Origin of the sequence: Evansella sp. AB-rgal1, from assembly GCF_041820985.1 — a bacterium.
Taxonomy (GTDB): domain Bacteria; phylum Bacillota; class Bacilli; order Bacillales; family Salisediminibacteriaceae; genus Evansella.
This window is the reverse complement of sequence record NZ_JBGUAU010000016.1, coordinates 1-19,613: the sequence shown is the minus strand read 5'-3', so window position 1 is coordinate 19,613 and position 19,613 is coordinate 1. Positions and strand designations below refer to the sequence as shown.

Here is a 19,613-nt window from a genome sequence, read left to right as displayed (position 1 = left end):
ACTTATATAATACATTCTCTAAATATCATTATACCATAACAATCTTCGACATCAGATAATTGATGTCAACATTCGTTTTATATTGAGCAAATATGTACATTTTATTAATCTATACCCTTTACAAAGCAAATTAATCTGTTCACTTCTTTAAATCCGATGTTTCTGTGAAACTCATAGCTAACAGCATTATCTTGTTCTATATCCGAAGCCATTTCCTTACACCCTTTCGATGCAGCCCATTGCTCCCCTTTATTCACCAATTCTCTTGCTACCTTTTTCCCTCTAAAATTAGGATTTACATAAATGCCTTCCACATACCCAACAGGACTTGTTGAAGTTCCTTCTACGTAATCGTGTCTAACAGAAACATGTATAAATCCAACAAACGAATCTTCTATTTTTGATAAAAATACAGTTTCATTCTTTGAATGTAGAATTCGTACGTATTCTTTTTTTAAACCTTCATATGTATTATCTTCCCAAAGTTCTAAAGCCATTGATACTACTATATCTAGAGTTCCCTGACGTATCTCGATTATATCCATTTCTTCACCTTTCTCGGATAACAATTTAATTGTGTTACTGTTTAGAATAAAAAGAACCCATCCATTACATTATAACAGATAGGTTCTTTATATTTAGGCTGCTTTCATATGTTGTTTCTTTGAACGTTTAAATAAACGCTTTATTCCTGTTTTCACATCCTCAAACAATAAATATATCGAAGGAATAAGTAGTAACGTAATACCAGTTGCAAAGAGTAGACCAGAGATAATAACAACAGCTAATGGAGCCTGGTAATTACTTGCTGAACCAGTTGCAATGGCAAGTGGTAGCATGCCCCCACATGTTGTCAAAGTTGTCATAAAAATAGGACGCAATCGATTTTTCCCAGCTTCAATTAAAGCTGCTTTCGAATCTAACCCTTCTGTTCTCAGTTGTTTCGTTCTATCAATGAGAAGAATGGCGTTATTTAGGACAATACCAATTAGAAATACCATTCCCATTGCTGATAATATGCTTAGTTCTGACTGGGTAACAAGTAAGCCGAGCAAAGCACCTGTTGCTGTCAATGGAATCACAGACATCACGATAAATGGGTGAAGGAAGCTATTAAATTGAATTGCCATAACCACATACACCAAGAAAATTGCAATCCCTAAAATCATCACCATTTCTTGCATCGCTTCCGTTTGCTCCTGCAGGCTCCCTCCCGTACTGACGGTATAACCAACTGGTGTCTCAAAGTTCTTTAGTAACTCCTCAATGTCTCGATTTACCGAACCTAAATCTCTTCCTTCAATATCTGCTAAAATGGTGACCATTCTATCTCCATCTCTTCTGGAGATATTAATTGGAACCTCTGTTTCTTGTAGAGATAGGTAGGAAGAAAGCTCTTTATACCCATTTATCGTTGGGACCTCTAGAGACAACAGGTCTTGTTTATTTTCAATAGACACATTGGAAGTGACGAAGATCTCTGGTCTAACATCTACTCCCCCTTCCAACTCTCCTGCAGGGATTTTTGCAGACCATTCTTGTAATTGAGATAATAACTGAAGATCACTCACTTGATCAAGCTTCATTTGATCCTCATCCAAACTAATAACCTGCTCTTTTATGGTTTTATTCGCTGAAGAAGTGATCCCAACTAAACCATCTACAGACGTAAGTTCCTTTTCCAGATCTCTAGTGATCTCACTTAATTGGTGTAAGCTTTCCCCTTTTATTTCGATTACAACAGGTAAGGCTGCGCCTCCACCAAAATCTGCACCTGACACACTTTGAACTGGGTAATTCTCCTCCATTGCGCGGAGCTCACTATTAATTTGTTCATTCACTACACTTTGCTCCACTGAGACTTTATCACCTTTGGTCATGTTGATAAGGATGTAAAAGTAGTCTATATCATTCATAATTAAATTAGTTTCTACATCCTTTATATTTGATAGTCGTTCATTAATTTCTAGAGCTATTGCTTCACGATCTTCCGGTGTGATTCCATCCTCTAGCTCCACCATGAGTTCTGCATAGCGATTTAGCACATCCGGCATAACACTCATTGGTATCTTGGTAACTAATAGGATGGAACTAACAAAAACAACAATAAATAATGCGATCAAGCTGTAACGATGGCGTTTCTTTCTTGTAATCCAACTCACCACCTTACCATAGCTAGAAACAATAACACCTTCTTGAATATCTCGTTTCTTGTTTTTCACCTTTAAAAAGTTTTCACTTAATGTTGGAATTAACGTAAATGCAACGATAACAGAGCTAACTAAGGTTATGACTACTATTAAGGATAAGACGATCATGAATTGCCCCATCTCTCCACCTAATAAGCCGATTGGCACAAATACAACAATGGTTGTTAACATAGAAGCTATAACAGCAGTAGCAACTTCTTTCACCCCTAATAATACTGCTTCTAGTTTTTGATGACCCTTCTCTTTTTGCCTATAAATTGATTCCAGTATTACGATGGACGAATCTACCATCATCCCAATACCAAGCCCTAATCCAATAAGAGTCAACATATTAAAGCTATAATCCAAGAGCCACATCCCAATAAATGTAAGCAGAATAGATAATGGAATGGATAATCCAATAATAAATATGGCGCGTATATTTCGTAAAAACAAAATGAGGACAACTAAGGCTATAATTCCCCCAAGCAATACATTCATGCTAACCCCATCGATAGCTTCAGTTACGTAATCCGCTTGTGCAACTAGCTCTTCAAAATCAAAACTAGGAACAAGACCTTCTTCTCTTATTTGTGCAATTTCCTCACGAACAGCTGCTGCCATTTCTACTTGTGTTACATTGTTAGCTCGACCAATTTGCACAAATATAAAATCCTTTGTACCGTTATTCCATCCTACCGAATTTGTAGTTAGCTTTTCTTCGTAAACACGAGCTATATCTCGTAATTGGATAAATCCATCAGATGTTGGTAGCTCCATGTTTTGCACATCATCTAAGGATGCTAGTGACGCAGACCACCTAACCGTTGTTTTTGCTGCATCTCCATTTAAAGTAGCAACAGACGTATCAACATTTCCCTGCTGGAGCAACTGGACAACTTGTTGCGTTGATATCCCTGTCTCCTGCAACTTGTTGACATCAAGTTCCACTATTACTTCCTTTTTTTCTACGCCCTCTAATCCAACCTCTCTTACCTCGGGAAGAGCTTCTAACCGTGGCTTTAGAATTTCCCTCCCAAACTCCGACATAGCGTCCACTGTACCATTACTCATTGTCATATAAAACTCATATGGCTGATCCGTAGAATATTGCTGCGCTTGAATAAAAGTTACTCCTGGAAGCTGGCTTTCTATTCCTTTTAAAGAAGTTTCAATTTCTTTGAATACCTCTTCTCCTTGACCTTCTTCTGCCTGAACCTGGAGTGTACTAACCCCGATAGAAGATGAACTGTTAACATGATTTACTCCCTCAACATTTAACACGATTCGTTCTATAGGTTTCGTGATATTTTGCTCTACATCAAGAGTTGACATATCTCCTGCATGTACATAAATGTGAGTACCATCAAACGACATAGCAGGAAAGAGTTCACGATCCAATTTCCCCGATACAAAAATACCTAGAATAAAAATAAACACGACCATAAGGACAACAACAATTTTTCTACTCATTAACAGACGTAACAAACCCATTGTATTCCCTCCTCATATCAAACAAACTCATTATACATACGAATACCGAAAAGAAATATTTATTATTTGTAAATTTTTCCTCCAGCGTTTTCATACTTTATATTACTTGAGGATCGGATTCACAAAAATGAGCCTTAGACTGATTTTCTATAAGTCTTTGGTCGTATGGGGATCTTCTACCAACATATACGATCTTTCCCGCCTAAGAAAATACAAGGCGCCCTTTCATGACCGAAATGCAAATGTTCTGGACGAACGAAAAGCGAAATTCGCTTGCAATCTGCGAAGAAAAATGTTCTTCCAGTTGAAAAGTGCTTTTTACTTTTTAATCGGCCAGGTTATTTGACACGAGGTCATGGCTCTTGGAGCTAGACAACTTTCTAAGTCCAAAAATGTTATACGCTTATCTTTCAACAAAAAAAAGCCACTACGTTTACTTAAAAACGTAGGACTTCCATCTAAGTATTCTTATTATCTTTTATCGCTTGTTCCAACCTTTCAATTTTATCTGTTAAAAGGTCTATCTTTTTATTCAAATCAATCACATCGATGTCTGTATCACTACTTTTTAATTCCATCGTTCTTCTTTTATGCCATAGCACACCTAAGGTAATTATGATTGCTGTTAAAAAAGGAAAAACTACTATTAAAAACTCAAAAAAGCCCACCGGATCACCTCCTAGGAAGTTAGATAATTGTATTAAATCAATTTACGTTTATGCTCTCATATAAGTTTCAAAAGTAAAATTAAACTCTAACCTAGTCAAAAAAAGCTACCTCTATGAAAATAGAAGTAGCACACAGTTTTATAAAAATTTGATTTTTTAACCCTGCATCAAGTCCCACAATACGTCCGATAATCACAACTTATTTCCTCAGGTGGTGCAGTAGCATATTCTTCCTGCTCTGACGAGTGTGCAAACGGATCTGCAAGGACTTTTAGAAGTTTTTCCATCACCGTGTAATCTCTGTCCTCCACTGCAGCATCAAGTGCTTCCTCCACTCGATGGTTACGAGGTATCACAGCTGGGTTGTAGTTCCGCATTAATTTATCCAACTCTTCTTTTGTATCCTGTTGTCTACTTCGTCTCTCCTGCCACTTTTCATTCCACTGAATAAAATCATCAGTCTTGGAAAAATCGAGTCTTTCCGTGTCAAAGGATAATGCGACGAATGTGTTTGTAAAGTCCGCACGATGTTTTTTCATCATAGAAAGTAACTCTTCAATAAGTCCTTCATCTTGATCTTCTTCATTAAAAATCCCCAGCTTCGCTCTCATTCCTTTGAGCCAATTTCCCTTATACAATTCAGGATAAACAGAAATCTCTGCTTGCGCTATTTCCACTGCCTTGTCTTGATCCTCATGCAAAAGTGGTAATAACGTTTCTGCAAACCTCGCTAAATTCCAACCTCCAATTGGTGGTTGGTTCCCATATGCATAACGCCCTTGTCTATCAATAGAACTAAAAACAGTCTCTGGATCATACATATCCATGAAAGCACAAGGTCCATAATCAATCGTCTCTCCGCTAATTGTCATATTGTCCGTGTTCATGACTCCATGGATAAATCCAACTAGTTGCCATCTCGATATTAAATCCGCTTGTCGTTTAATCACGCCTCTTAATAGAGAAAGATACGGGGCTTCTTTATCCTTTATTTCAGGATAATGTCGGTCAATCGTATAATCGGCTAATTGGCGCAATTCCTCCACGGATCCCCATTTGGCAGCATATTGAAACGTTCCAACTCGAATATGACTTGCTGCTATACGAGTAAGGACAGCTCCTGGTAAATCCGTTTCTCTTATCACATCCTCACCTGTAGTAACTACTGCTAAACTACGGGTTGTAGGGATACGTAAGGCGTGCATTGCTTCACTCATAATATATTCACGTAACATCGGGCCTAATGACGCTCGTCCATCTCCACCTCTGGAATATGGCGTTCTACCAGGTCCTTTTAACTGAATATCGAACCGAGAATTTTGCGGTGTAATCTGCTCCCCAAGAAGAATGGCGCGTCCATCACCTAACATCGTAAAATGTCCAAATTGATGCCCAGCATATGCCTGTGCAAGAGGATTCCCCCCCTCAGGTACATCATTACCAGCGAAAATAGCAACCCCACTCTCACTCTTTAATTTCTCCCCATTTACACCTAGCAACGTAGCCAATGAATCATTAAAAATTATTAACTCAGGGGATGCAACCGGAGTTGGCTTTTGGTTACTAAAATATATATCAGGTAGCCGAGAGTAACTGTGGTCAAAGTTCCAACCCATTTCGTTTTTTTCGTTTCCATTCGTCATTACAGACCCTCCTTTATCTCTTATATCTATGGTACGTCCTTTTAGTAAAAAACAAAAATCTCATGCTTCAAATAATTTCTTAACCTCTATGACTATTTCTTCTACATTTTTTACTAATAATACCTGAATATACGAAGTTCTATACACATACGGTAGAATGACAAAAGCAATTTCGATAATTTGAAACTTTCTTCCAGTTGCTACGTATACTTTGATGAATAAAAAAATGGGAGGTATTTATTACGTGAAGAAAATAATTTATTTACTTACTACTTGCTCCTTTGTTTTACTACTAGGGGCCTGTAATGATGTGGAAGTTGATGGAGATATGACACTTGAGGACATTATGAATGGGTCCATTTCAGCAATGGAAGAACTTAATAGTTATGCTATGGAAATGGAGATGGAACAAACGATAGATTTATCCGATGACGAGTCGATGACGATGAATATGTCAAGCGTTTCAGAAGTACACCAAGATCCTATGATTCTTTTTCAAACAATTTCCATGGATATGTTAGGAGAAACACTGTCATACGAATCGTATTTTTCTGAAGAACATGGTTTCTTTATGGAGGACCCGATGATGGGCGGATGGATGAAATACCCAGATTCTCTTGTTACGGAAATAATTGATATAGAAACTCAAATGAGTCCAGAAGAACAATTAAAGCCTTTAATGGAATACATTACAGATGTATCATTAAGTTCTGATGATGACTTTTATACCCTCAATCTAGCTGGAGAAGACGTTGACATGCAAGCATTTTTTGAAGAAATTAATGGAATGTTCGGTGAAGGAATGGATGAATTAGAAACTTTCATGCCAGACATGACAATAGATGAGTTGCAATATGAAATTGTAATAGACAAAGAAACTTTGTATCAAACTGCGACCAATGTACACATGGTACTAACTATGGAAATGCTTGGTGAAACGTTGTCTACAACACAGAACATAAAAATGAAAATGAGTAAGTTTAATGAAATAGAATCTCTTGTTATTCCAGAGGATGTAATAAATAACGCTGTAGAGATGTCTGAGACAGATTTATTTGGATTTTAGAAAATGTACAGGAAATCTCAATGGGCACCGTCCATTGAGATTTCCTGTAGAATAACTATTAGAACAAGTAACTCCGTTTACCCCTGTTTAACAGATAACTTACGGTACCAACAACAACACCTAACAAGGCACCTACTGCTACTTCTTCTGGTTGATGACCAAGTTGTTCTTTTAACTGTCTTTCTTTTCGTTCGTGATAATTACCTGTAGATTCTCCTGCTAATTGTTCCACTTTCGCCTCTAATTCATTGACTCTCATGGAGGTTTCTCCAGCATATCTTCTTATACCTTGAGCATCATACATCACAATCAAACCAAAGATTACAGCTAGTGCAAAATCAAGCTTCCTTCCACCTAACCTTAAACCAGTGTAAGTTGCTAACGATGCAACACCAGCTGAGTGAGAGCTAGGCATTCCTCCTGATGCAAATAGGGTTTGCCAAGACCACTTTTTCGTTTCCAATTGCTTTAACGGTATTTTCAAAAATTGTGCTATTACTATTGCAAGTATCGATGTTACTATTCCTCTACTCACGGTAATCACCTCTTTGTTAGTTTTAGGGAAACACCTATAAACTATACAAAGCACAACTAAAAGTTCATCTATCTTTTCTCTTGAAATTTTTTCCTCATCACTACAAAGAGGGCACCGAAAAGGTTAATAATAAACTTATTTCAGCCCCCACTAAGATAGTTATTTCCCAAACCGCTTACGGTACCCGCATTTACGACACAGTTCCTCTACCGCTTCTCTCCGCGAAAATCCATCCACAAGATTTTTCGCGCGATCTCCTTCTATAATCTCGGAAAAAGAGGATTCGTTTATATTTCCAAGGTTTATTATTCCTTCCCCATCTAAACAACAAGGGATAACTGTTCCATTAGCTAAAATCCCCGCCTGATTACGAAGTCCATAACAGAAGCCTTTTCCATCATCCTCTTCTTCATGTAAAGCCGGCCACTGAAACTGCAAATCCTGATTGATATAGATACGTTCCGCAACCTTCACACCACTTCCAGGAACAACTTTCTCTTCAATCTTATAATCCAAGTCAAATTCTCTTTCAATCATTCTAAGTATGTCACGATTCTGCTGTTTCTCTAGATTCGTGGCATTATCTGGAGCGAGGTTCCATAATCTCAAAGAAAAAATAACATTGGATTCACTCGTAACTTCTTTAATAAAAGAAAGAATACTGCTAACATACCCTTCTTTATCCTTTGACCCAGCATGCCCGTCAAAGCTATGAAGAGAAAAGTTCATCTGCCTTAACGCAGGTTTGTTCATCAATTTATGCTTATTTTTATTAATTAACGTACCATTCGTTGTAATGTTAACTTTAAATCCTTTTTCATGACATAGATCTAATAGCTTATCAATCTTTGGATGAAGCAATGGCTCTCCTTTAACATGTAGATAAATATAGTCTGTAAAAGGTTTAATTTGATCTAATCTTTTCGAAAAATCCTCTACACTAATAAATTGTTTTTGCCGTTCTGTAGGAGGGCAAAAGCTGCATGCGAGATTACATATACTCGTAATCTCCACGTAAAATTTCTTAAACCTTTTCAATGGCGTTTCCTCGCTTCTTTACTCTTCAGTCGGTTTAAATCGGAACCAACCAAAATCGAAATTCGAGCCTGGTAGGAAAATGAAAGTAACTTTTTGCAATCCAGTGATGCTATCTAGATCGAAAACTCGTTCTTCAAATCCATCCGACTGTGTAAATTCCACAAGCTGATTGGTCTCTCCTGCTTCATTCTCAAATCGAATATGAATCGTATTTTTATCAATAGGAGAGTTTCCATAGATAACTAATGTTGATGTACCTTCACTTGTGAAATCCATTTGTTCATATTGTAAAGATACATTATTCCCAATTCCTTGAACAGATTTATTTGTTACCAAATACGTATCTCCATATATATGATCGCAGTCTGCAGCTGAATTTTGTTCAAAGGCACGATTCTTTTTCTCAAAGGAAAAGCCTTTTATATGAATTTTTTTATTCACAACAAAACATAAGGAAGTAATTCCTTGAAGTCTCTTCGATAAGCGATATGATTCCTCTTGATAGACATTCCATTTGGATTCTTTTTGATAAATAACATCCGCAATAAGTGTGCTTCCCTCTTCTTCTGGCATACCTTCCCAGATTTGGATGGGGTACTCTTCACTTGATAACGCAAAAATAGGGATGGTGATGGTATCAGACCCATAGCTACCAAAGTCTATTTCTCGGAAGCCAACTTGCGTTTCTCCATCTCTACTCGTAGCGACCCCACGTTCGTTGCCGTTACTAACTTCCCCTTTGCTATAATCATATAAACCTGCAGAGATAAAGCCATAAGGATCCTTATATGCTGTTCCGAGTCCTTCTGCTTTCATTTCTAGTTCAGAAATAAGCTTCGTTTTTTCCGTACCATTTTTGCTTGTACAGCGAACTCGAAAGATCCCATCTCCCAGTGCAGTTATTTTCGCTTCCAGTCCGTTGGCTTCTACCTTTGAAATATTGGACTCGATTCCTACATCATTTACAACACTCCACTCCACTTCTTGATAGGAAGTGTTTTCTGGAAATAATTTTGCTCGCACAACCATCTCTTTATTCGTTTCTTCAAACACCTGTCCAGATTCACTAATGATTTCTATCTTTCGAACAGGAATTTCATTCTCTTTCCCCATCACAACCGAGATTTCTTGATTAGTACTTTTAGGAGCCGTACCAATAACCTGTCCACCCTCAACTTGCAGTGAATCGATGTGCACTACTTTCGATTCCATCCCTTCCGATGATACTTCTACTTTTATTTTTCCTGACTCAAGCGTAGCCCCAATGATCGCCATTAGCTTCCCACTAAATAACCGTCTACTGACGCCTTTGTACGCATCGTAATCTGTACTATCTCCATTATCAAGTCCTAGTAAACGACCCGCTCCGGTCACATCCACACGGACTCGGTTTGTTGCATTGTGTACAGGGTTTCCAGCTTCGTCTTCCATTGATATTTCCAGAAAAATTAAGTCTGTACCATTTGCAGAAATGAACTCTCTGTCAGCATGTAAACACACTTTTTTGGCATCTTTAAAGGATGACTTCACATCTGTTGCAATAATATTTCCATCTTCATCATACGCATTTGCTTTTAGTTCTCCCTCTTCATATGGAACCTTCCACCATCCAACAAGTTGTGTACCGTTTTCATGATCAATATCATGCGTTCCAATGGTTTTCCCGTTCAGCTGAAGCTCCACTTTAGGTGCATTGGAGCAAACGCGAACATCGATAATTTGACCTTTATTGAAATCCCAATACGGGAAAAGATGCACCATCGGTTTTGTCTTATAATCAGTCCAAGCAGCTTGATAAATATAATACGAATCTTTCGGAAACGTAGCTGTATCTATTTGCCCTAAATAGGAATTCTTCGTATGATATGGTGTTGGCTCTCCAATATAATCAAATCCAGTCCAAAGAAATTGCCCTAGTGAGAAAGGCGTATCTCGTTCTGCCAAGATGCAGGCTTCAATCGACTTTGCTCCCCAGCTTGTCGTGCTATTTCCAAGGGCCGAGCACTGCTCGTCATCGTCAGCTAGAATGGATTTTTCAAAAGGAAAATGATAAATCCCCCTACTTTGAACAATAGAAGATGTTTCACTTCCATAAATAATCCAATCAGGATACTCTTCGTGATGTTTCTCATAGTATTTTTCCGCATAGTTATATCCTGCAATTTTGACAATGTCTGCACACTTTTGAGCGTTTTCCCAAGGCATATAATTCGATCCTATAGTGACTTTCGCATTTTCTTTTGGATCAAATTCCTTCACATACCCCAATAACATTCTCGTTAATTCCTGACCTCGCTCATCTGCATGAGTATCATAAATTTCATTTCCTATACTCCACATTAAGAGACTTGGATGATTTCGATCTCGTAACACCCAGCTTTTCACATCTTTATATGCCCAATCCTTAAAAAATCTCGCATAATCATAAGGCGTTTTCGGTCGTTCCCACATATCAAACGCTTCTGTAACAACAAGGAATCCCATTTCATCTGCTAAATCCATGAACTCAACTGCGGGCATATTATGAGCTGTTCTTAGAGCGTTTACACCCATATCTTTTAAAATATGGAACCTTCTTTTTAACGCAGATGTATTAAACGCAGCTCCTAACGCACCTAAGTCGTGATGTTCGCAAACACCATTTAGCTTCATTTTTTGCCCATTTAGCTTAAAACCGTTATTTGGGTCCATCTCCATTGTTCGAAAACCAAGGTTTTGAGATACTCTTTCCAGTACTTCCGAAGTAGATAGCTCCAATGTCGTGTCAAGTTGATATAAGTTCGGATCGTCTGTATTCCATAATAAAGGATCTTTTACGATTATGGATTGACGGTCCGTAGTAGTTGAATCTCCTTCCGCAGTAACAGTTGCGTGAGAGGATGCTATTTGCTCTCCTTTATAAAAAACAACGTGTGATAGTTGGACATCTTGGTCTATCTCTAACTCTGTATCGATTTCTACAAACCAGTCATTACCTCTCTGTTCTGTAGAAACATAAATTCCATCTGTGATGATGTGCGTTTTCGCTCTTGTTTTAAGCCAAACATTTCGATATATACCTGCTCCTGAGTACCATCGACTATTTGGACTCTGGTGTACAACCTTCACAATAATTTCATTGTCTCCCTCAACAAGAGCATCTGTGATCTCGTGTTCAAAGGAAGAGTATCCATTCTTCCATTCACCAACAAACTGCTTATTTACATAAAGAGACGAATCCATATAGACCCCATCAAAATAAAGGAGAACATGGTCCTCTTTTTTTGTATATGTAAATGTTTTACGATACCAGCCTATACTGTTTTCATATAAATCCAATGTGTTATAAATAAGCCAATCGTGCGGTACATCGATTGGTTTAAAATGTAACGATTCATGATCCGAAACTCCGAGACTACTTTTAGAAAATTCCCAACCATCATTAAATAGAACTTTTTTATTCAAGTTATTTTCACTCATATTCTATCTCCCTTACCGAACCGTTTGTATTCCTTTTGACACCATCTAGTTTGTGTAAGCTATTAATACTATCGAAATAAAACTACCATGCTTGTATGGTAGTTTCTATTATACATTGATTACACAAACAAAAAACAGTAGGAGCTCCAAGATCGTATTGATCTCTACACCCATACTGTTTTCTAAAAATGAAATTAGTGCATCCCTTTCCATTCTCCCTGATTTTTGGATGCTTTTTCTTTTTTCGCTTTTTCTTTATGTTTTCGGTTAGCTGCAGCACTTCCAGGTTCTTTTGCGAACTCAGAATCCGTTTTACTAGAGTCAAATCCCTGTTTATTCTTTTGGTCTGCGTCTGTTTTCCCACTTCTTTTCGCCATAAATATCCCTCCTTTTTCTTTATTATTAGAATTATCAAGAGGAATATACGTTGTTGCTTACAATGGAAATTACATGATAGACCTCCATGAAAGTTAAAATTTTCACCATGACGGATGAAAAAACGTTATGAGTATAGTTAGTACTCTTCACTTTATATGGAATGAGCGCAAGTCCACGAACTCCAGTGGGAAGTAGAGTAGAGGCGAGACACCGTAGTGACGAAGTCGTGAAGGTGGCTCGGTAACTCCCCACAGGAAAGGAGTGGACTGGAGCGAATGGAATATTATCCAACAAAATTAGTAATACTAGATAAATTTGACTACCACTAACTAGTGTATTTTCTGGATAGCTGTTATAATTAGACCCTTAACTCTTGCTCTTTACGCAACTTCTGTGCCGCTTTCACCATATTTTTCAATGATGCTATCGTTTCTTCTTCCTTTCTTGTTTTTAGGCCACAATCTGGATTTACCCAAAATTGCTCCTTTGTAATAACCTCTAAAGCATCGTTCAATATTTTACTTATTTCATCTACACTTGGAACTCTTGGACTATGAATATCGTAAACCCCTAAGCCGATACCAAGCTCATAGTTTCTTTGTTTTAATGAGTGTATCAATTCTCCGTGACTTCTTGATGTCTCAATGGAAATAACGTCTGCATCAAGGGCACGAATTGGACCAATAAAATCGTTAAATTCGCAATAGCACATATGGGTATGAATTTGAGTTTCATTTTCCACGCGAGATGTTGCTAACTTGAAGGAATTTACACTCCAAGAAAGATATTCTTCCCAATTTTCTTTCCTCAATGGAAGTCCTTCTCGTAATGCAGGTTCATCTACTTGGATAATAGCGATTCCTGCATTTTCTAATGCTCGGACTTCCTCTCTTAGAGCTAAGGCAATTTGATTTGCCACTTGATCTCGAGAAATATCATCCCGAACGAAGGACCAATTCAAAATCGTGACTGGACCTGTTAACATTCCTTTTACGTGCTTCGAAGTTAATTGCTGAGCTTCTTTTACCTCTTTCACTGTCATTGGTGCTGTCCACTCCACATCTCCATAGATAATTGGTGGCTTCACACAACGAGATCCATAGGACACAACCCAAGCATTATCAGTAAATGCAAAACCACTTAGCTTCTCACCGAAATACTCCACCATGTCTGTTCGCTCAAACTCCCCATGTACAAATACATCTAGTCCAATATCTTCTTGGATCTGAATCCAACGAGCTGTTTCCTTTCTAACAAACTCTTCATAAACTGCATCTGTAATTTCTTTTTTCCTCCACGCAGTCCGTGTACGTTTTACTTCAGGTGACTGAGGGAAGCTACCGATCGTTGTTGTTGGAAAATCCGGCAGTTGTAGTACTTTTTGTTGTAAGACTTGGCGGTCCACATAAGACATAGGTCTTTGAAAATCTTCTGGTTGCACGTGTAATAGAAGTTCTTTTACTACTTCATTTTTTCTACTTTCATGATTTGCTAATGCATCGATTGCTTGCATACTTTGTGATAAGCAATTCTTATTCGACCACTCACCTTCTTTTATGAAGATGGAAACATCCAGTATTTCGGACACTTTTTCATCTGCAAACGCTAGAGCATTCGTTAATGTCTTATCTAAGTTCGTTTCCGTTTTCGTAGTTACAGGTACATGTTGCAAACTGCATGAAGACTGTATCCAAGTATGTTTTGCATTCGTTAATTTTACAATTGCATTTATATCCGTTGACATCTCTGCCAAATTGCCTCGCCATATATCTCGACCGTTTACAATACCAATTCCTAATACTTTCTGTTCAGGGAATCCATATTTTCGAATAGAGTTCATATTCTCTTTTTTTCCATGTACAAAATCAAGCCCAATCCCTGCAACAGGTAATTGCGACAATTTTTCATAAGCGGAAAGACCCTCAAAGTATGTTTGTAACATGATTTGAGCTCTTGGTACTTCTGTGGCTATTTGCTTATAAATTTCTTGCACTAGCTTTACATCATCCTCGGATAAACTTAAGACCAAAGCAGGTTCCTCCACTTGAATCCATTCTGCTCCTGCATCAACAAGTTGCTGCAATAATTGTACATAGAGAGGAAGTAGCTTTACATATAATAAAGCTTTCGACTTTTCATCATACCCTTTCGTTAGCTGTACAAACGTATAGGGACCTATTATCGTTGGTTTAGCATTTATTCCTAATTCTTGCTTCGCTTCTTGATAGTAATCTAAAATATAGTTTCTTGTTAATCGAAGTTGTTGATCTTCATATTCCGGTACAATGTAGTGGTAATTAGTATTAAACCACTTTGTCATTTCACAAGCTACTGCATTATTAGCCCCACGAGCCATAGCATAATATGTTGATAGATCTACCTTGTCGTCTTTCCACTGATAACGATCAGGAACCATCCCAAACATAGTCGCATGGTCAAGCATACGATCGTAAAAGGTGAAATCACCTACTGTTAGTAATTCTAACCCCAATGCTTGCTGACGTTTCAAGTTTTCCAATCGAATAGATTTCATGTTTGTTAGATAGGTCTCCTCTTGTAATTCACCTTTCCAATAGGCTTCTAAACAACGTTTCCATTCGCGATTCTCTCCAATATACGGATATCCAACAGCTGTACTAATTACTTTCATTCCCAAAGTTCCTCCTCATATTTGCACTATTTTCTTTCATTACATATTTTCCAAACACAAAAAGCCATCTCCACGGAAGGGAAATGGCTATACAAGCAAGTAATGGGTACACCTAAGAAAGCATGCTTCACATGCAACTCATAACTCGTTTGTCGTACAAATTAATTTCACCACCTATTTCCACGTAGGTATTTGGTGTGTACTAGAAGTTGGCAGGTCTCCTGGCTTATCTTCAATGCTCCTCACACCTTCCCATCATTATGATAGTGGTCTTCGTGATTTGCTCCGATTTACAGTTGCGGGACAGCGACGGACTTTCACCGTTCTTCCCTTTTAAGCCAAGCCTTTGCTTGGCACCAATTCTTACACGATATGTAATTTTACTTACTATATCATATAGATAAAATGTTGTATACAGTTATTTTATATTATTCCTATGAGATTAGTGCAATATAAACTACCTAAACGCCCATTTTTAGTAAGACATCCACCATATGATTCCTTTTCTGAATAGATTGTAAAATCAATTGAATCAGAGGTGAGTATAATGAAACGATTATATAGAAAGGACGAGTTTTCATCCCACAGTCTTTCTAATACAGAGAAATATTATCTAGAAAAGTTTGAGGAAACAATGACAGATAAAGATAATCTGTTTCCCTGTATTCCGGCAACAATCGGATATACTTTACATCATTTTTGCTATGGCTTTCTTGGCGATCCTAGGAAAACTGAGACGGTAGACGAATTAGCTCATGTATTAACGGAGTTCTCGAAATCATCAAAAAAGCTAGGAAACTACACATCACTCATTGTGTTTTATGATATTCCACAGGAGATGAAGGACTCCTACACAATTGAACAGTATGAGCAATTATTTTGGAATCATTTAAGTGACTTAACTAACGTGGACAAAGAAAAATGGCCCGAAGAAATCCCTACAGATCCTCATAACTCCCTCTGGGAATTCTGTTTTCATAGGGAAAAATACTTTATGTATTGTGCCACACCAGCACATACAAATCGAAAAAGCAGATATTTTCCAACAATGATGCTAGCAATCACACCGAGGTGGGTTTTAACGGAGTTCAATAACTCTCCTACCCATGCACAAAATATAAAATATCATATAAGGGCTCGACTTGAAAACTATGACTCTATTTCTATACATCCTGATCTTAATAGCTATGGAGAAAGTGATAATTTTGAGTGGAAACAATATTTTCTACGAGATGATGATTCTTCTTTAACGAAGTGTCCTTTTCGCCATCTATGGAAATCAAGTAAGAAGGATTAGTCATTTTTACTGTGAAAAAAAGTGGATGATGTATTGTATAGAAAATCGGTATGACTAAGATGACAAATACTCGGCATATAGATGAAGTATTCATAATACTAACATAACTACAATCTTACATTTCGGTTTGGTATTTCTATAATAAGAAAAACTAAGGTTTATCGCCAAATCCTCATTGACGAAAGGCTTAGTTTTCTTACACTTTAATCCTTTAGTGAAACTAAAATTCCTAACGTACAAAAAAAACAGAGTCCAAAGCTTTCTGACTCTGTTTCTGATTATTTTACATTATTTAGAAATTGTTATTTGAGGTTTTTACTCGAAAAACTAATTTTCTCTAGAAACAATCCTTGTGGTTCTGCCATGAGTGCTGGAAATCTTTCCTTTGATTTTAACATTCCTGCAATGGAATGAATTTCCTGTTTTCCTAAACCTACTTCAATTAAAATACCAACAATTTTCCGAACCATATTATATAAAAACCCATTTCCACGGATGCTTATTTCAATTAGTCCAGCCTTTTCCTCTAGTTCGATCGAATATATTTCTCGCACCATGGATTTTTTCTTCGATTTAGCATTGGAGAATGCAGTAAAGTCATGCTCTCCAATGAAGTGTTTGCTAGCTTCTTTCATTTCTTCTAGATCTAAGTTTTTTTCCACATGCATACTATGTTTTCGAATAAATGGATTTGTATGCTCTTCATTCCAGATCTTATATACATATGTCTTGTCCTTTGTATTGTATCGAGAATGAAATCTTTCATGAACACTAGTTACATCTAATACACTAATATCCTGTGGTAAATAACGATTTAGGTACTTTTTTATATCCGCCTCCGCCATTTCCTCTTCTAACTTAAAATTTGCAATTTGTGCTAGGGCATGAACACCTGCATCCGTTCGACTGCTGCCGATAATCTCAATTTTATAACCAGCCATTTCCGATAATACATTCTCAATTTTTCCTTGAATAGTATTTTCGTCATCACCAAGTCGCTGCCAGCCTTTATATCGCCCGCCATCATATTGAATAAGTAATTTATAGTTAAACATGTTTATCTCCTTTTTTTATGTAATTTCCGTTACTAACAATAAGGTTAACAGAATAAACTACGGAGTCCTAATTAATTCACTATTATTTTGCGCAAACACCTAATTTTCATAAGTGTAATAATGCTACCCCATTATTTTTATCATTTAGTCTGATGATGTTTCAGTAAAAGTTTAAATGGGTTTAATATAATACCCCTCTATGGACATTATCCAAGAGGGGTATTATTAAAATCAACATAGTCCTTTACCATAAGCCTTTTGAATAATTATATTCTGAATTTAGATATCATTACCCTCATATTTTCTGCCATTTCTGCCAAAGTACTCGCAGAAGAAGTAATCTCCTCCATTGATGCTAATTGTTCTTCTGAAGCAGAAGCAATATCACTAGTATTCTGTGCAGATACTTTTGCTATGCTAGATACTTCGTCTATTGATGCATTCACCTGTTCCACACTTGCTGACATTTCTTCCGTTACAGCAGAAACTTCCTGAATTTCTGAACTTACTTTTTCAATAGATGATAGAATCTGTTCAAAATTCTTTCCTGTTTCTTCAACTAGATTCATTCCTTCACTCACTTCTGAAGCTCCTCTATTCATGGCTACTACAGCTTGTGAAGTACTTTGCTGTATAGCTGCGATCAAAGTAGCTATTTGATTTGCACTTTCTTTTGATTGTTCAGCTAACTTCCTTACTTCATCTGCTACAACTGCAAAACCACGTCCATGTTCACCTGCTCTCGCTGATTCAATGGCAGCATTAAGTGCTAATAGATTTGTTTGATCTGCTATTCCTGTTATTACATCTATGATCTTACCTATTTCTACGGAATTTTTATCTAGTTCCTGAATTACTACACTAGTTTCCTGTGCAGAAGCATTAATAGAGTTCATTTGATCCACTACTTTTTTCAAAGAACTATTACCACTACTTGCTTGCTGCGTTGTATCTTGAGCAGATTCTGCTACACTTGAAGTTGATTCTGCAACTCTCTGGATTCCAATAGCCATTTCTCCAACAGCATTAGCACTCTCTTCTGTATTTTTTTCTTGTAATTCAGCCCCACTGGCAACCTCTTCTATGGAAATAGCGACTTGATTAGTAGCTGAACTCGTTTGCTCTGCACTGGCAGTTAGTTCTTCAGCTGAAGATGCAACATTCTCTGCTGTTGTATTGACCTCAAGAATTACTTCGCGTAATGTGTTTTTCATTTGATTAAATGAAACAGCTAATTCTCCAATTTCGTCTCTATTTTTTACCACAACATCATCAATAGTTAAATTACCTTCTGAGATTTGTTTTGTAGCATCTGATAATAGAATAACAGGTTTAGCAATTATTCTACTAATATACAAAGCAATTATTGTTCCTACAATGAAAACCAAAATACTGATCCCCATGATGAAATTTCTTACATTGCTTGTGCTCGATGATAATTGATCACTTGTTAGTGCAAGTTGGTGAAGCTGAAATTCGCGGAGACTATCCCCCGCCTCTGTAATTTTTGTAGTGAGAGCATCTCCCTCTTCTCTCATGAGAATTGCAACCTGATTTGAATTATTTTGTCTGCTATAATTTATTAACTTTTGAGCTACCTCAGCATATTGTCCTTCTAATTCAACATACTCTTCTACCATTTGTCTTGAGTCGGTAAGATTGGTAAGAGATAAATATTTTTCTGCATTTATTCGGAACTGTTCTCTTATACTTTCTAAATTCCGTAAGTTAGCTTCATTTCCTGTTACTAAATAGCCCCTAACAGCAATCTGTTTTAATAGAACTGCATTTTCCATATTTGTTACTAGACGTAACTTTAAACCACGGTCTTCGATTGAATCAGTATAATCACCATCTATATCATGAAATTCATTGTTTGTTATTACTGATACAATCCCAAATAATATTAGTACTGTAAAAAAACCAATTATCAATTTCCTTGCTACCGTCAACTTTACCTTCATGATGCTCTCTCCTTAAACGATGTTAATAGCCCCTATAGTTTTGCGTTTTCTATATTTCAATAGAATTGTCTTTTTTAGTTTTTACTGTAATATTTAATGACGCATCTAAAATGAATAGATAATTATTAGATGATCTATTTTCTTACTATAATGTAATGCTTAGGCAACTAAGACCCG

General features: G+C 37.0%; 13 protein-coding genes and 1 riboswitch. Of the genes, 2 read left to right on the top strand and 11 right to left on the bottom strand.

Annotation, left to right across the window (positions count from 1 at the left end; genetic code table 11):
• Positions 1-104 precede the first annotated feature (104 nt).
• The 4 genes from aac(6') to ACERII_RS14500 form a co-directional block, all read right to left on the bottom strand.
• Complete coding sequence (aac(6'), locus tag ACERII_RS14515) at positions 105-545, bottom strand: aminoglycoside 6'-N-acetyltransferase (RefSeq protein ID WP_373643243.1); 441 nt, start codon at positions 543-545, stop codon at positions 105-107.
• 93 nt (positions 546-638) lie between these two features.
• Complete coding sequence (locus ACERII_RS14510) at positions 639-3,683, bottom strand: efflux RND transporter permease subunit (protein ID WP_373643241.1); 3,045 nt, start codon at positions 3,681-3,683, stop codon at positions 639-641.
• Positions 3,684-4,141: 458 nt separating this feature from the next.
• Positions 4,142-4,351, bottom strand: a complete 210-nt coding sequence (locus tag ACERII_RS14505; protein WP_373643239.1) for a hypothetical protein — start codon at positions 4,349-4,351, stop codon at positions 4,142-4,144.
• Between the two features lie 167 nt (positions 4,352-4,518).
• Positions 4,519-5,994, bottom strand: a complete 1,476-nt coding sequence (locus ACERII_RS14500; RefSeq protein WP_373643238.1) for a protein adenylyltransferase SelO — start codon at positions 5,992-5,994, stop codon at positions 4,519-4,521.
• A gap of 244 nt (positions 5,995-6,238) precedes the next feature.
• Here ACERII_RS14500 and ACERII_RS14495 point away from each other — a divergent pair, with 244 nt between their 5' ends.
• Complete coding sequence (locus ACERII_RS14495) at positions 6,239-7,060, top strand: DUF6612 family protein (protein WP_373643236.1); 822 nt, start codon at positions 6,239-6,241, stop codon at positions 7,058-7,060.
• Positions 7,061-7,118: 58 nt separating this feature from the next.
• Here the strand turns inward: ACERII_RS14495 and ACERII_RS14490 are convergent, their stop codons facing one another.
• The 5 genes from ACERII_RS14490 to metE form a co-directional block, all read right to left on the bottom strand.
• Complete coding sequence (locus tag ACERII_RS14490; protein ID WP_373643235.1) at positions 7,119-7,595, bottom strand: divergent PAP2 family protein; 477 nt, start codon at positions 7,593-7,595, stop codon at positions 7,119-7,121.
• A gap of 159 nt (positions 7,596-7,754) precedes the next feature.
• Positions 7,755-8,633 (bottom strand): radical SAM/SPASM domain-containing protein, encoded by an 879-nt coding sequence (locus ACERII_RS14485; protein WP_373643233.1) that lies wholly within the window; start codon positions 8,631-8,633, stop codon positions 7,755-7,757.
• An 18-nt stretch (positions 8,634-8,651) separates the two neighbouring features.
• A complete protein-coding gene (locus ACERII_RS14480; protein WP_373643232.1) occupies positions 8,652-12,092 on the bottom strand; it encodes a glycoside hydrolase family 2 TIM barrel-domain containing protein in 3,441 nt (1,146 codons plus the stop codon).
• A gap of 194 nt (positions 12,093-12,286) precedes the next feature.
• Positions 12,287-12,469, bottom strand: coding sequence for a hypothetical protein (locus tag ACERII_RS14475; protein ID WP_373643230.1), 183 nt, complete (start codon positions 12,467-12,469; stop codon positions 12,287-12,289).
• A gap of 359 nt (positions 12,470-12,828) precedes the next feature.
• Positions 12,829-15,120, bottom strand: a complete 2,292-nt coding sequence (gene metE, locus ACERII_RS14470) for a 5-methyltetrahydropteroyltriglutamate--homocysteine S-methyltransferase (RefSeq protein WP_373643228.1) — start codon at positions 15,118-15,120, stop codon at positions 12,829-12,831.
• Between the two features lie 194 nt (positions 15,121-15,314).
• Positions 15,315-15,496, bottom strand: a riboswitch (cobalamin riboswitch).
• 171 nt (positions 15,497-15,667) lie between these two features.
• On the opposite strand from metE, the gene ACERII_RS14465 reads away from it, so the two are divergent.
• Positions 15,668-16,417, top strand: a complete 750-nt coding sequence (locus tag ACERII_RS14465; RefSeq protein ID WP_373643227.1) for a YqcI/YcgG family protein — start codon at positions 15,668-15,670, stop codon at positions 16,415-16,417.
• Positions 16,418-16,719: 302 nt separating this feature from the next.
• On the opposite strand, the gene truA is transcribed toward ACERII_RS14465, so the two are convergent.
• Positions 16,720-17,472, bottom strand: coding sequence for a tRNA pseudouridine(38-40) synthase TruA (gene truA, locus ACERII_RS14460; protein WP_373643226.1), 753 nt, complete (start codon positions 17,470-17,472; stop codon positions 16,720-16,722).
• A gap of 266 nt (positions 17,473-17,738) precedes the next feature.
• On the bottom strand, positions 17,739-19,436 hold the full coding sequence (locus ACERII_RS14455) for a methyl-accepting chemotaxis protein (protein WP_373643225.1): 1,698 nt from the start codon (positions 19,434-19,436) through the stop codon (positions 17,739-17,741).
• Positions 19,437-19,613: the final 177 nt, after the last annotated feature.

Coding starts and splice junctions, on each gene's coding strand:
- ACERII_RS14510 (WP_373643241.1), bottom strand. CDS start 3,683: ATGGGTTTGTTACGTCTGTTAATGAGTAGAAAAATTGTTGTTGTCCTT.
- ACERII_RS14500 (WP_373643238.1), bottom strand. CDS start 5,994: ATGACGAATGGAAACGAAAAAAACGAAATGGGTTGGAACTTTGACCAC.
- ACERII_RS14480 (WP_373643232.1), bottom strand. CDS start 12,092: ATGAGTGAAAATAACTTGAATAAAAAAGTTCTATTTAATGATGGTTGG.
- ACERII_RS14475 (WP_373643230.1), bottom strand. CDS start 12,469: ATGGCGAAAAGAAGTGGGAAAACAGACGCAGACCAAAAGAATAAACAG.
- metE (WP_373643228.1), bottom strand. CDS start 15,120: ATGAAAGTAATTAGTACAGCTGTTGGATATCCGTATATTGGAGAGAAT.
- ACERII_RS14465 (WP_373643227.1), top strand. CDS start 15,668: ATGAAACGATTATATAGAAAGGACGAGTTTTCATCCCACAGTCTTTCT.
- truA (WP_373643226.1), bottom strand. CDS start 17,472: ATGTTTAACTATAAATTACTTATTCAATATGATGGCGGGCGATATAAA.
- ACERII_RS14455 (WP_373643225.1), bottom strand. CDS start 19,436: ATGAAGGTAAAGTTGACGGTAGCAAGGAAATTGATAATTGGTTTTTTT.